Origin of the sequence: Bacillus badius NBRC 15713 (assembly GCF_001591605.1) — a bacterium.
GTDB lineage: Bacteria > Bacillota > Bacilli > Bacillales > Domibacillaceae > Pseudobacillus > Pseudobacillus badius.
In genome coordinates this window covers 1-10,989 of sequence record NZ_BCVF01000064.1, presented here as the reverse complement: position 1 = coordinate 10,989, position 10,989 = coordinate 1, and the positions used below count along the sequence as shown (strand labels likewise).

Annotated in this window: 19 protein-coding genes, 1 tRNA gene and 1 pseudogene; 14 read left to right on the top strand and 7 right to left on the bottom strand. The window is 43.2% G+C overall.

The genetic code is table 11. The features are described from left to right. Positions 1-238: 238 nt before the first annotated feature. The 7 genes and pseudogenes from BBA02S_RS18905 to BBA02S_RS18875 form a co-directional block, all read left to right on the top strand. A pseudogene (locus tag BBA02S_RS18905) lies at positions 239-427 on the top strand (IS5/IS1182 family transposase); the annotation flags it as partial. 298 nt (positions 428-725) lie between these two features. Continuing rightward, positions 726-1,178 carry a YhcN/YlaJ family sporulation lipoprotein gene (locus BBA02S_RS18900; RefSeq protein ID WP_041099281.1) on the top strand — a complete coding sequence of 151 codons (453 nt, stop codon included), beginning with the start codon at positions 726-728 and terminating at the stop codon, positions 1,176-1,178. 11 nt (positions 1,179-1,189) lie between these two features. Then, positions 1,190-1,663, top strand: a complete 474-nt coding sequence (gene spoVAC, locus BBA02S_RS18895) for a stage V sporulation protein AC (RefSeq protein ID WP_041099283.1) — start codon at positions 1,190-1,192, stop codon at positions 1,661-1,663. A 108-nt stretch (positions 1,664-1,771) separates the two neighbouring features. Then, a complete protein-coding gene (gene spoVAE / locus BBA02S_RS18890; protein ID WP_041099285.1) occupies positions 1,772-2,128 on the top strand; it encodes a stage V sporulation protein AE in 357 nt (118 codons plus the stop codon). Positions 2,129-2,207: 79 nt separating this feature from the next. Further along, the gene (locus BBA02S_RS18885) at positions 2,208-2,357 is read left to right on the top strand and encodes a YjcZ family sporulation protein (protein WP_041099287.1); all 150 of its coding nucleotides are present in this window, start codon (positions 2,208-2,210) and stop codon (positions 2,355-2,357) included. Between the two features lie 154 nt (positions 2,358-2,511). Next, positions 2,512-2,769: a sporulation-specific transcription regulator SpoVIF gene (gene spoVIF / locus BBA02S_RS18880; protein ID WP_041099289.1), complete on the top strand. Its 258-nt coding sequence runs from the start codon at positions 2,512-2,514 to the stop codon at positions 2,767-2,769. An 80-nt stretch (positions 2,770-2,849) separates the two neighbouring features. After that, positions 2,850-3,113: a hypothetical protein gene (locus tag BBA02S_RS18875; protein WP_041099291.1), complete on the top strand. Its 264-nt coding sequence runs from the start codon at positions 2,850-2,852 to the stop codon at positions 3,111-3,113. A 78-nt stretch (positions 3,114-3,191) separates the two neighbouring features. Here the strand turns inward: BBA02S_RS18875 and BBA02S_RS18870 are convergent, their stop codons facing one another. The 4 genes from BBA02S_RS18870 to BBA02S_RS18855 all read right to left on the bottom strand — a co-directional run bounded on the left by BBA02S_RS18870 (position 3,192) and on the right by BBA02S_RS18855 (position 5,361). Next, entirely contained in the window at positions 3,192-3,614 is a 423-nt protein-coding gene (locus BBA02S_RS18870; protein ID WP_041114082.1) for a GNAT family N-acetyltransferase, read from the bottom strand. A gap of 6 nt (positions 3,615-3,620) precedes the next feature. Continuing rightward, positions 3,621-4,136, bottom strand: coding sequence for a YjcG family protein (locus BBA02S_RS18865; protein ID WP_041099295.1), 516 nt, complete (start codon positions 4,134-4,136; stop codon positions 3,621-3,623). A gap of 106 nt (positions 4,137-4,242) precedes the next feature. Then, positions 4,243-4,968: an alpha/beta hydrolase gene (locus tag BBA02S_RS18860; RefSeq protein WP_041114083.1), complete on the bottom strand. Its 726-nt coding sequence runs from the start codon at positions 4,966-4,968 to the stop codon at positions 4,243-4,245. 165 nt (positions 4,969-5,133) lie between these two features. Then, positions 5,134-5,361 (bottom strand): hypothetical protein, encoded by a 228-nt coding sequence (locus tag BBA02S_RS18855; protein WP_041099299.1) that lies wholly within the window; start codon positions 5,359-5,361, stop codon positions 5,134-5,136. A gap of 80 nt (positions 5,362-5,441) precedes the next feature. Here BBA02S_RS18855 and BBA02S_RS18850 point away from each other — a divergent pair, with 80 nt between their 5' ends. From BBA02S_RS18850 to BBA02S_RS18840, 3 genes are all read left to right on the top strand, one after another. Further along, complete coding sequence (locus BBA02S_RS18850; RefSeq protein WP_041114084.1) at positions 5,442-6,230, top strand: ATP-binding cassette domain-containing protein; 789 nt, start codon at positions 5,442-5,444, stop codon at positions 6,228-6,230. Next, positions 6,227-6,925: a hypothetical protein gene (locus BBA02S_RS18845; RefSeq protein WP_041114085.1), complete on the top strand. Its 699-nt coding sequence runs from the start codon at positions 6,227-6,229 to the stop codon at positions 6,923-6,925. Before BBA02S_RS18850 ends, BBA02S_RS18845 begins: the two co-directional genes overlap by 4 nt. 99 nt (positions 6,926-7,024) lie before the next feature. Then, positions 7,025-7,097 (top strand) — tRNA-Val (locus BBA02S_RS18840). 94 nt (positions 7,098-7,191) lie between these two features. Here the strand turns inward: BBA02S_RS18840 and BBA02S_RS18835 are convergent. The 3 genes from BBA02S_RS18835 to BBA02S_RS18825 all read right to left on the bottom strand — a co-directional run bounded on the left by BBA02S_RS18835 (position 7,192) and on the right by BBA02S_RS18825 (position 9,494). Further along, the gene (locus BBA02S_RS18835; RefSeq protein ID WP_041114086.1) at positions 7,192-8,391 is read right to left on the bottom strand and encodes a tyrosine-type recombinase/integrase; all 1,200 of its coding nucleotides are present in this window, start codon (positions 8,389-8,391) and stop codon (positions 7,192-7,194) included. A 128-nt stretch (positions 8,392-8,519) separates the two neighbouring features. Further along, positions 8,520-9,029, bottom strand: coding sequence for an ImmA/IrrE family metallo-endopeptidase (locus BBA02S_RS18830; protein ID WP_041114087.1), 510 nt, complete (start codon positions 9,027-9,029; stop codon positions 8,520-8,522). Positions 9,030-9,128: 99 nt separating this feature from the next. Then, positions 9,129-9,494, bottom strand: coding sequence for a helix-turn-helix domain-containing protein (locus tag BBA02S_RS18825; protein ID WP_052477347.1), 366 nt, complete (start codon positions 9,492-9,494; stop codon positions 9,129-9,131). Between the two features lie 145 nt (positions 9,495-9,639). Here BBA02S_RS18825 and BBA02S_RS18820 point away from each other — a divergent pair, with 145 nt between their 5' ends. From BBA02S_RS18820 to BBA02S_RS18805, 4 genes are all read left to right on the top strand, one after another. After that, a complete protein-coding gene (locus BBA02S_RS18820) occupies positions 9,640-9,867 on the top strand; it encodes a helix-turn-helix transcriptional regulator (RefSeq protein ID WP_041114100.1) in 228 nt (75 codons plus the stop codon). A 17-nt stretch (positions 9,868-9,884) separates the two neighbouring features. Continuing rightward, positions 9,885-10,067 (top strand): helix-turn-helix domain-containing protein, encoded by a 183-nt coding sequence (locus tag BBA02S_RS18815; RefSeq protein ID WP_041114088.1) that lies wholly within the window; start codon positions 9,885-9,887, stop codon positions 10,065-10,067. Positions 10,068-10,126: 59 nt separating this feature from the next. After that, positions 10,127-10,660, top strand: coding sequence for a hypothetical protein (locus tag BBA02S_RS18810; RefSeq protein WP_041114089.1), 534 nt, complete (start codon positions 10,127-10,129; stop codon positions 10,658-10,660). Then, the coding region (locus tag BBA02S_RS18805) for a hypothetical protein (protein ID WP_156477594.1) at positions 10,657-10,989 on the top strand (333 nt) is incomplete at its 3' end. The genes BBA02S_RS18810 and BBA02S_RS18805, both read left to right, overlap by 4 nt.

Genomic DNA, 10,989 nt, shown 5'->3' with positions numbered 1-10,989 from the left:
AAAGCGCCTGCGGGGTCTCACTTGTCTCGCTGATCCCGCTGGAGTCTGCGCGCCTTCCAATCCAATCAACAGAGTGCATAACAAGAGGGCAGCCGTATAATGATGCTTGTTTGAAAATAAATAGATCAAACGCTTGAGGTAAGGAAGTGGATTTTTCTTTTATGATGACTTAATGGAAGAATTGTACTCGGAAGCGGGCCGTCCAAGCATCGATCCTATGATTTTAATTAACTGGACCACCTTCGATAAGAACTGCGAGCGCCGTTTTAAAGATACCGACCTGTTTGAGCGGGTCTTCTATCGTATGTTAAAAATAGCCGCCAAGAAAAAGCTCATCCGTGCAGAACGCGTTTTTGTGGACTCCATCCATGTGAAAGCCAGTGCGAATAAGCGTAAATTCGAAAAGAAAATAGTTCGCAAAGAAACGATTGAGCTTGTATTCGCCGATGCTTACTTTGCTGCAATAAATCTCCTGAAAATGGCCTGAATCGTTGACCCGGAGTGGTTTGCTTTTCCCTCGAATGCCTGGAAAACCATCTGAAAAAACGAAAAGAGGTTCGGAATAAGAACAACATTCCAGACTTCTTTGTCCACAAACTGAAACCGCTCCTATAAGGGCGGTTTTTTCTTTTTTCCTCTAGATTAAGCCTTTAAATATTTTAGATAAATAAAAACAGGAAATCGGAAAAAACTAAATGTAAATGGCGGAAGAATGGAGGAAGAACATGAGAGCGGTCATTTATTTATTGACAGCGGTGCTTCTTGCGGGCTGCGGCTTTCAGAAGGAAAGAGAGGACAGCCGGCTTGCTTTGCTGAAAACAACAAACCCGGAGCCCATCCAAATTGAAAGGGACGGGATATCTGTAGAAAAGATTCGCGAAGAGGTGGAAGCGATAAACGAAATTTATGACGCAGCTGTCATCAAAGGAGATCACAACGTCCTCGTCGCTTATAAAGTCCGGCATTTGAATCGTTTTCAAATGAAGAAAATCGAAAAAAGCTTAAAGGAACGGCTTGATAAAGAATATGACGATGAAACATTTGTTGTATCAAGCGACTACAAAATTTTTCTTGAAGCAGTTCGGCTCCGTGAAGATATGGACGCCGGCAAAACGAATGAGAAAGAAGCAGACAAGCGTCTTCATGAAATTATTCGTTTAAAAAGAGAGAAAACGTAAAGGAGAATTCTATGAGTAACAATGAAAAGAAGACACCTGCCCAGCAGCAATATGACAAACTGAATCAAAAGCATGAGCTAAAGCGTCCTGTATTGAAAAACTGCTTGCGTGCCTTTTTTGTTGGCGGTCTTATCTGTACAATCGGCCAGGCGATTACTTACTTTTACATTTACTTTTTTGATTTCACGGAGCAAACGGCCGGCAATCCGACAGTGGCAACGGTCGTATTTTTGGCGATGCTGCTTACTGGATTTGGCATTTATGATCATTTAGGGCAATATGCAGGAGCGGGAAGCGCTGTGCCGGTATCAGGGTTTGGCAATGCGGTGGTTTCCGCAGCGATTGAGCATCGGACAGAAGGGTTTGTCTTAGGGGTTGGCGGCAATATGTTTAAGCTCGCCGGGTCTGTTATTCTGTTCGGCGTATTCTCTGCCTTTGTGATCGCTTTATTCAAAACGATTTTGATGCAGTGGGGCGGCCTGTAAAGAGTTGCACACTGTTCGATTCGGGCATGTTTCACCTTGATTGCAGTCATGCCAGCGAGTCGAGCGGTTCAAGTCCTCCTCATATTGAATAGAAAGGAGAGAAGGTATATGCTGGCAATGTTTTTTTGGGCCTTTGTGATCGGCGGTTTGATCTGTGTAATTGGCCAGCTTATGATGGATGTCGGCAAGCTTACACCGGGTCATACACTCAGTGTACTAGTGGTAGCTGGTGCAATTCTGGCTGGATTTGACTTATATGAACCTTTAATTGACTTTGCCGGAGCTGGAGCGACTATCCCGATTACCAGCTTTGGCAATTCACTCGTTGCCGGCGCGATGCAAGAAGCGGAGCAACATGGGCTGGTCGGTGTTTTGACAGGAATGTTTGAAGTGACAAGCTCGGGGATTTCCGCAGCTATTATCTTCGGATTCATCGGAGCAGCTGTCTTCAAGCCAAAAGGCTGATCCATATGGCGTTTGCCCAAACGTATCGTCATTTTTCTCATATAGTAACAGTGTACAGAGGAAAAGTGAGGTGATAAGAATGGGCTTTGGTTACGGATATGGTGGCTTTGGCGGCTTTGGTGGCTGCTGCGGAGGTTATGGTTATGGCGGCGGTACATCAACATTCGTGTTAATTGTTGTGCTTTTCATTTTGTTAATTATTGTCGGAGCAAGCTTTTATGGCTGCTAATGAACGATTGGGCTAACGTAAACGGACCGTGCAATTTCCGTTTGCGTTGGCTTTTTTGCTGTCTGCCAACAGATAGACAAGCGCTGCCCAATGACGGGCACTTTTTCAGGAGGGACGCATAAGATAAAAAAGAGAAAAAGGAGGAGGAGCAAAGGTGGAAAACGGATTTTTCAAAAATATTGAACAAAAAACAGGTGTGCGGATGAAAGATATTATGGAGTTGGCCAATTCTTTGCAAAATGCCAATTTTAAGGATGAAAAAACGGTCCGGCATATTATTAAGCGTGTATCGGCCCTTGCCAACAAAGCGGTGCCGCAGCAGCTGGAAGACCAAATTGTGCAGTCCATTGTGAAAGATGGACAAAAGTTAGATATGCAGACAATTACAGATATGTTAAATAAAAAGAAATAGAAGGAAAAATCAGAAAAATGTTTAAGTCATTTAAAAAGGGGAAAATGTAAGAAAAAGCGAAAAAAAGAGGGGGGAGAAGAATGGGCTACATCCTGCCGATTCCGCATTATCAATATAGTCAATACCGCGAACGGGTCGTGAACCACGCCGGTGACAGCTATTCATCTATTGAGCCTGTTGAAAGAGTATCCTTCAGTAAAATTCTTGATAACAGTTCGGATGCATCGATGGCAGCGGATGACCGTACAGAGGCCCGGCTCTCAAAGAAAAAAGAATATGAGGCGTTTCAAGTGCACGCTGCAAAGGTCAGCGGCAAAGGAATCTTCGTGAACAAGTTGGCATAAAGAAGAAAGCTGTTCCGCTTCTGCGGAACAGCTTTTTTGGTGTTCAGGCGGCTGTCCTCTGAAGGACAGCCCCTTCGTTTAAAGCATTTTTTTCATGGATTTATGGGGAATGCCGGCATCCATAAACTCATCAGAGATGATTTCATAGCCGAGCCGCTCATAAAACGGAATGGCATGAACTTGGGCATCAAGCTTCAAAGCAGCCAATTGTTGTTCACGGGCCTGTGCCTCGACTGCTTCCATAATCAGCCGGCCAGCTCCCTTGCCCCGGTACTCGGGCAGAATGCAAATGCGCTCTGCCTTACCCAGTCCATCCTTCGTCCGAAAGCGGCCAGCGCCGCATGGTTTGCCTTCATCGTATAAGACAAAATGCACCGCCGCTTCCTCATGCTCATCAATTTCCAGATCGAGCGGAACACGCTGCTCTTCCACGAAAACTTTCTTGCGGACAGTATAGGCGTCTTCACGTTCCCGAACACTTTGTACAGTAATGACTTTCACGAGTGATTATCCCTTTCCGAGTAAGAATGTTTCATACACAGTCCATGATCCGTTTTCCAACTGATACAGCAGGTGGAAACGGTCAGTTGTTTCTTCATGGTCAATCGCCAGCATTTGCAAGGAATTATACACATCGTCATGCTCTAAATTGGATAGCTTTTGTCCGATCGTTAAATGAGGGACAAATGCGTATTCCGGTTCGCCGCCGATCATGCCTTCCCCGTAAAGATCTTTGTTTAAAGTGGTTAATGCTTCGCTAGGATCAACCTTTAGATAAATAACATTATTTAAAGGATGAAATGTTTTTACTTTGCTGAGATGGAAAGAAAACGGCTGGTGTTTCTTTGCGATTTCTTCCAGCTTGCTAGTTAAAGTTTTCAAATCGCTTTCATCGGCATCAAATGCACTTTTTAATGTGATGTGAGGTGGAACGAGCGCATAGTGAGGGTCATAGCGCTTTCTGTAGGAATTGACAAAATCCTGAAGTTTTTTTGATGGAAAAATAACGATACCTAATTTCATGTTCTCTCTCACTCCTTATAAGTAAAAAATCATTATGAATCTTCTTTTTATTATAGCAAATTTTCTCATTATTCCATAGAAAAGACACTTTTCCAGGAAAATGTTTTTACTCAAACATGGTGAGCAAGGCGCGTTTTAAGTCCGGCTGCCATGTTTTCCACGTGTGCCCGCCTGATAGTTCATCATAGAAGCATTCGAATCGCTTCTCATCCAAAAGGCGGTGCAAGGTGCGGTTTGGCGTCAGAAAATCGTCTACCTCTCCATTCATTCGTGTTACGGTCGTTTCCTCCAAGCCAATCACATGGTAAAGGCTTAGCTGCTTATAATCCTCTGCTTCATTGACCGCCTTCAGCACGTTCTCATCAACGTGCGGCGAGTGCATGATCACTTTTCCGAACGTATGCGGATAGCGCAACGCGGCCATTAATGACACGGTAGCCGCCAGCGAGTCGCCGGCAAGCGCCCGGCCATAGCCAACATGGTAGACCGGATATTTTTCATCAAGAAAGGGAACAAGCTCATGAGCTAAAAAGCGGATGTAGGCTTCTTGCTTCGGACCGTCCGGATGATATTTTTCCCAGCGGTCTTGGACGCCGCGGTAAGGAACCCCAACAATAATGAGATTCTCAATTTCTTCCTCAGCCAGCAGTTCATCTGCCAGGCGCGGAAGACGTCCCATCTGGAAATAGTCTTTCCCATCCTGAGCAATTAACAGCGAATATTTATATAGTGGAGAAAAATTCGCCGGAAGGTATACGAGCATCTCGATTTCTTCATCCAGCTCTTTAGAATAAATTGTTTCATCGATAATCGTGCCGCGCTTTATCGTCATAAAGACCCTCCAAACAATTAATTAGTGGTTCAGCATTGATTTTAGCATAAATAGGTCTGGCAGTATTTGTTCTCAGGCTTGAGGATTTTTTCTTTCCGTTAAAATAAATCCTGATTTTTCCATAGCCTTTTATTATAATGAAATAAACGGCCAGCTCTAAGAGCATCAGGCCGGCCGGATCCTCTTGCGCAGCACGGAAGCGGGATAAGCAGCGAGTATATTGGAAAGCAGAAAGCGGCGATTTTGTTTTCGATAAAAGCAATAAGCATACACAGCCGAAGACGAAAGCGACTTCACTATGATTGTTCTTTTAGTGATCGTTCCGTCCTGAGCTTGATACATAATGACGAGCGGCAGCTGTTCACGCTGGCTTCGCAGCAGGAAAGCATTCATATTAATCAGCTCCTTGTTCTTATTATATACGAACAAGTGTTCTTGATGCAAGCGGGGAAACCGCGTTTTGGGAGGGAAATATGGGGACAATTATTGAAGCAATAGAGGCTGGTTTTTCGATCAACGGACAACCGCTTCTAAAAGAAATCACAATGGAAATTGAAGACGGAGCGGCTATCGCAATTACAGGAGCGAACGGTTCGGGGAAAAGCTCGCTCATTAAGCTGCTCGCTGGAATGAGTGAACCGCAGAGAGGAGAGGTGCGGCGGAACTTTTCTTCGTATGCCTATGTGCCCGAGCATTTTCCTGAACACCTTTCTTTTACGGTGAGAAGGTATCTCGCACTGCTGGCTGAAATGGGCACTTCAGCAGAAGCGGTCTCTGTTTATACACGGATGTTTGATCTTGATCCATTTCTTGATACACCGTTAAAAAAATGTTCAAAAGGCACAAAGCAAAAGGCCGGGTTCATCCAAGCGCTTTTGAAAAAAGGGGACGTGCTGTTTCTTGATGAGCCGTTCACAGGCATGGACGAAAAGGCAATCCGCACGGCCATGGACCTCTTAAGGCAGCAGAAAGGGAAAAAGACAATTATTTTTGCCGTTCATGAGACAGAGCTGGCGGCTGAGCTGGCCACCCATGCCGCAGTTTTGGATAGTGGCCGGCTTCTTTCTCTGTCGTCCGTGCAGCCAACAGCCCGGACAATGGAAATTACATATGAGATGGATGAAAACAAGCTGGGGGCCACTCCAGTAGCAGAGCGGATCTACCGCATGATGGCCGAGGAAGCTGTTTCAGATCAAAGGATTGGCGATATTCTTAAGCATGGCGGCCACATTATCGGAGTGAAGAAAGGAGATCAGCGATGAAATCCTTTATTGTTTATCAGGCAGGGTCTTTTTTCTATTCACTAAAGTGGATGCCGCCCGTTATTCTGTATATCACCTGGCTCTTCAGCCAATACTATTACCAGCATCTGCCGGTTGCTGACAGCCATGCCATTTCGGCCTTCGCTCTTTTTCCGGTTATGGTCTGGATCGCCATGATCGTCTGCTCATTGGAAAGAGGCAGCGAAAAGCTGATTTTGCTGTCATACATGCGAAGAAGGGAACACTTTCTCTACGGCAAGCTCCTTGTCATTTTTCTAGCAGGCCTTGCGCTGTCAGCTGTTTCATTTACGCTGCCGCTGCTGCTTGGAATTTTCAGCGAATCGCTCTCGATCGGACAAGCAGCACGCTTTTTATATGGCCACACCGCCATTAGTCTGCTTGGCCTATTCATAGGAGCTCTGTTCAGTGCCACAAGCCTGGGCGGAAAAAAATACTCCTGGAGCGGCAGCGCCTTTATCGTCTGTGCCGCTGTCGCCGCCCCTAAAATTGCTGAAGCCCTTCCCGCCGCGCTGCAGTGGACCGTGCTCACACTGCCGCCCGTTGCTGCTGTAACAGATGCTATTAAGGAAGGAATCCTTGCCCATCCGGCAGGAAGTGCATGGACCGTGATCTACATAACAGCCAGCTTCCTGATCCTGCGACACCTGTTTTTAAAAAGAGAAAAGATAAATTAATAGATCACCTGAAGAAAACAGAAAACTTTTCCTCAAAAAAACAAAATACCCGTTGACAACTGACAAGAATTTTCATAGAATAGAACTTGTCAGTTGAACGATTCCGTAGCTCAGCTGGGAGAGCGCTACCTTGACAGGGTAGAGGTCGCTGGTTCGAACCCAGTCGGAATCATACCCAGAACCCTTGTGTATCAAGGGTTTTTCTTTTTGTCTATTTTTATAAAAAGCCCCCAAAAGAGGGCTTGTTGACGAATTGTTGACGAATTTTAATTTGCTTCGTTTTTTTGACCAGAAAAAAGCCCATCTAACTTTTGAGCAGCTTCTTGATCGGCAGATTGCAAAGCATGTCCGTAAGTGTCCATTGTGACCCGAATATCAGCATGACCAAGACGCTCAGAAATAATTTTGGCATGTACGCCTTGATTGATTAATAACGTAGCGGATGTGTGCCGTAGATCATGAAGGCGAATGTATCGTACATCAGCTGTTTTTAAAAGCCTTCTCCACCACGTTGTAGGTGTGGTTGGATAAAAATGACGGCCATTTTCATTACAGAATATAAATTCATGTTCTTTTTCCTCTATTATATCGTACACTTTCAGACGCTCTTTCTTCCAATGGTGCTGGTAAATCTTCAATTCCTCCAAAACAGAAGGAGGGAGAGTAACCATACGCATAGATTTCTTTGTTTTCGTCTTCTTCAATAAAGGCTCTCCTTTTTCTCCACGCACAATTGCTTGCCTAATGGATAACACTCCTTTTTCGAAGTCTACATGTTTCCATTCTAGCCCTAATAACTCCCCGCGGCGAAGTCCTGCAGCTAAAGCTAATGTAGTAAAAACTCGCCAATGAAACGGCTTTTCTTGAACAGCTTTGAAAAGTTGTTCTACCTCTTTTTCGTTATAAACATTGATCTCTTTTAGTTCCCCTGTGTTTTTAGGCCTTTTAACGGAAGCAACTGGATTTTCTTTAATCAACCTCCATTCTGCTGCTCGCTCAAATACATTCCGAAGCACCCTGTAGACATACTGTTTAGTTCCAGGAGAGAGCGGGATGTCCTTGCCATCTTTTCTGGTTAGACTGTCCAGCAAATTAACAATATGGATTGGTTTGATCTCATCTAGTCGTTTGTTTTTTAGTTGAGGAAGAATATGATTATTTAAAGCTTGCTTGTGAGCTTCCAGTGTTCCGGGTGAAAGTTCGCTCCTTGCATATTTCTTTTCCCATTCCTTTGTAAATTCATCAAACTTCATCTTTTCGGGCGCAATATACTCTCCGCTTTCTACTTCCACTTTGAATTTGTATAATTCCGCTTGCAAAAAGTCATTCAGTTTTTTCTTTGTCTTTAATAGAGACTCTTCTACTCGTACAGTTCTTGTTCGCTTTTTTCTCTTTCCGTTACCGTCATAACCAGCTTCAACCACCAGTAAAAACGAATTGCTCCCCCTCTTTTGAATACTAGCCATTTTGTTCACTCCTTTAATTCAATGATTTATGTTGCGTATGTATGATGAAAGGTTGAAAGTGATACAAAAAATAAGATCGTATGTTCTGTTTTTTAACAGAAGAAAAACCCTTATTGGGTTCTCTTTTTTCATACATGCATCTTATGATTGGAGAGGTAGCTGTAGAAATGCAACTCCTCCTTTTTACGTAACCAGCGCTCTAAACGCTTGGCCGCAAACTCTAATTCCACATTGAAGGTTTGGGCTATCTTAGAAATAACTTCTTGTTTACGCCAAGGAAACTCTACTTTTTCCAGCATAAAAGTGGGAACGCAAAAGTGGTACATAAAGTTATCAGCTTGCCATTCCTGCATTTTAAGAAACGGGGAAGGAAGAGACAATTGGTTCCCGCAATGCCGTAGCAGATGTCCTAATTCATGACTGAAATCCTGCCATTGCTTTTCGGGTGATAGACGCCGATCAATGAGAATGAATACTTCTTGTGGTGCGTGGACAGTCTTGCTGCTGGCATCTGCATACTCCACTTCTACACCTAGCCGCCGGGATATAAGATCAATAGTTAATTGACTTGGTTCGCTAATGCGTAGGGATTGATAAAGAGAGAATACATAATCTTCTAACAATGTAGAGTGGGCCATTGACTTCACCTCAATAGTTTTTTACAAACATACGTTCCTTTTTTAGTTTACAATAAAACCCCGAATTGGAAAAGACGGGGCAAAAACTTTGTTATGTAATTATTTCTTTTTATTTCTTCTCTTGATGACTTCCCAAATTTCTCTCAATTCTTCCAACTGCTCTTCCGGCGATTCTTTCATTTCACGAAAGAAGAGGTTAAGTTCGGGGTTGCGGAAAAACTTTAACATTTCTCTTTCATCTTCTGACATAGGATGAGGATTGTCTGATCTGCCAAGAAGATAGTCGGTATTTGTATCGTAATAATCCGCCAATTTTTGAAGGATTTCATAATCTGGTTGGCGGGTTCCTCGTTCATAAGCTGTATAAGCTGGTCTTGTGATACCTAAAAAGTCCGCTACTTGTTGCTGAGTTTTTTTATTTTCTTTTCTTAATTTTATAAGCCTTTCTGACAACAAAGGTTCCACGCCCTTTCCTCCTCTATTTTACAGTAACAATTAGTTACTTTTAAAGCTTTGTAACAAAAAGAAACTTTTTTTCACTAAAAAACATTGACTTGGTAACATAATGATACTATAATCAATGTAACGATTCGTTACTAAGGGGGTGATAATAGTGAGATTATGGCTTAAAGAGTTGCGTCTTCAAAGGACAATGACCCAAAATGAAGTCGCTGAAAAGTCTGGAGTAGAACGCGCTTACTATACAATGATTGAATTGGGAAGTAGAAATCCAAGTGTTGAAGTAGCTAAAAATATTGCTCATACTCTTGGCTTTAATTGGACAATTTTTTTTGAAAACCAATGTAACAAATCGAAACAAAATAAAGGAGTTAGCTAACGAAAGGAGAGGTAAAAATGGCCCGCCAAACAATGACAGTTCAAGAAACAGCAGATTATCTAGGTGTTCACACTGACACTATTTACACAATGGTGAGAGAAAAGCAGATTCCGCACTTTCGAGTTCGTCGCCGTATTTTCTTTACTGTTACTGCAATAGATAACTGGATTCAAGACCAAGAGCAAAAAATTGTTTCTTAAATCATACAGGAAGATTGTGTATAAGTTCCCAGTCATTCCATACAAAAGGAGAAATAAGCGTGGTTATCAAACAAGCGGCATTTGCAGGGAAAGCCGTAAAGACGCTGCTTGAGGAGGAGGAAGTCACAATAGACAGCATGTCAGCAGACCTCAACATTTCTAGTCAAATGGGCAGTCATCTTAAGAACAACAGACGGCGCATGCAACAAGGAGTCGCTAAACACTCCTTAAGAGTGTACGAGGATGCACCGGAGTATGTGTTGGCTCTTCTATATGAGTTCTCAGATGGTTTTACATCGCCTGTTTTCTGTGGGGAAGTGATAGAGCGGCATCGGTTGGCTATGAGAGATCATACAGCGGTCAGCTTAAAACAAACACTTGATATGTTTCAAAAAGTGTCTCTTGCTAAGCGGCCAGAATCTATCACTGCCAAGGAACAGGAGAATGTAGAAAACCTTATAGATCAACTAATCGAAGCCAGATGCTTTATTGACAATTTAAATGCTGTACTCGAAAAAGAGTACGGAATATCTGTAAAAAAACGAATCAGAAAATTATCACCTAAGTGGAAAATGGAGGGGTGGACAGAATGAAACCCGCTATTGAAGCACAAATCAAAGCGCAAGAGTTAATCCAACAAGCGAGAAACATCTTGTCATCTAACAAGGCTTGGGGATCAGTCAATGTTAATACCGAAAGCGATATGGAAGCTCTTCAATACTTCGCTATCGCCAGCCAGGAACTCGACTTAACATTCAAATTCGATAGTAGCCCGTTTTACAGCGCAATGACGGCCGAGAAAGATAACCTTTGCTTTACAATCTTCTTTCCGTTAAACGAGCAAGAGAGAGCTGCACATGAAGCGGATATGGCAGAGTGGTTGGCAGAAAACGACCGAGCAAGAATGAATGTACCACATTAC

Bases quoted from the DNA above. Each gene is read 5' to 3' on its own strand.
- BBA02S_RS18900 (WP_041099281.1), top strand. From the start codon at position 726: ATGAGAGCGGTCATTTATTTATTGACAGCGGTGCTTCTTGCGGGCTGC.
- spoVAC (WP_041099283.1), top strand. From the start codon at position 1,190: ATGAGTAACAATGAAAAGAAGACACCTGCCCAGCAGCAATATGACAAA.
- spoVAE (WP_041099285.1), top strand. From the start codon at position 1,772: ATGCTGGCAATGTTTTTTTGGGCCTTTGTGATCGGCGGTTTGATCTGT.
- BBA02S_RS18885 (WP_041099287.1), top strand. From the start codon at position 2,208: ATGGGCTTTGGTTACGGATATGGTGGCTTTGGCGGCTTTGGTGGCTGC.
- BBA02S_RS18875 (WP_041099291.1), top strand. From the start codon at position 2,850: ATGGGCTACATCCTGCCGATTCCGCATTATCAATATAGTCAATACCGC.
- BBA02S_RS18865 (WP_041099295.1), bottom strand. From the start codon at position 4,136: ATGAAATTAGGTATCGTTATTTTTCCATCAAAAAAACTTCAGGATTTT.
- BBA02S_RS18860 (WP_041114083.1), bottom strand. From the start codon at position 4,968: ATGACGATAAAGCGCGGCACGATTATCGATGAAACAATTTATTCTAAA.
- BBA02S_RS18855 (WP_041099299.1), bottom strand. From the start codon at position 5,361: ATGAATGCTTTCCTGCTGCGAAGCCAGCGTGAACAGCTGCCGCTCGTC.
- BBA02S_RS18850 (WP_041114084.1), top strand. From the start codon at position 5,442: ATGGGGACAATTATTGAAGCAATAGAGGCTGGTTTTTCGATCAACGGA.
- BBA02S_RS18845 (WP_041114085.1), top strand. From the start codon at position 6,227: ATGAAATCCTTTATTGTTTATCAGGCAGGGTCTTTTTTCTATTCACTA.
- BBA02S_RS18835 (WP_041114086.1), bottom strand. From the start codon at position 8,391: ATGGCTAGTATTCAAAAGAGGGGGAGCAATTCGTTTTTACTGGTGGTT.
- BBA02S_RS18830 (WP_041114087.1), bottom strand. From the start codon at position 9,029: ATGGCCCACTCTACATTGTTAGAAGATTATGTATTCTCTCTTTATCAA.
- BBA02S_RS18815 (WP_041114088.1), top strand. From the start codon at position 9,885: ATGGCCCGCCAAACAATGACAGTTCAAGAAACAGCAGATTATCTAGGT.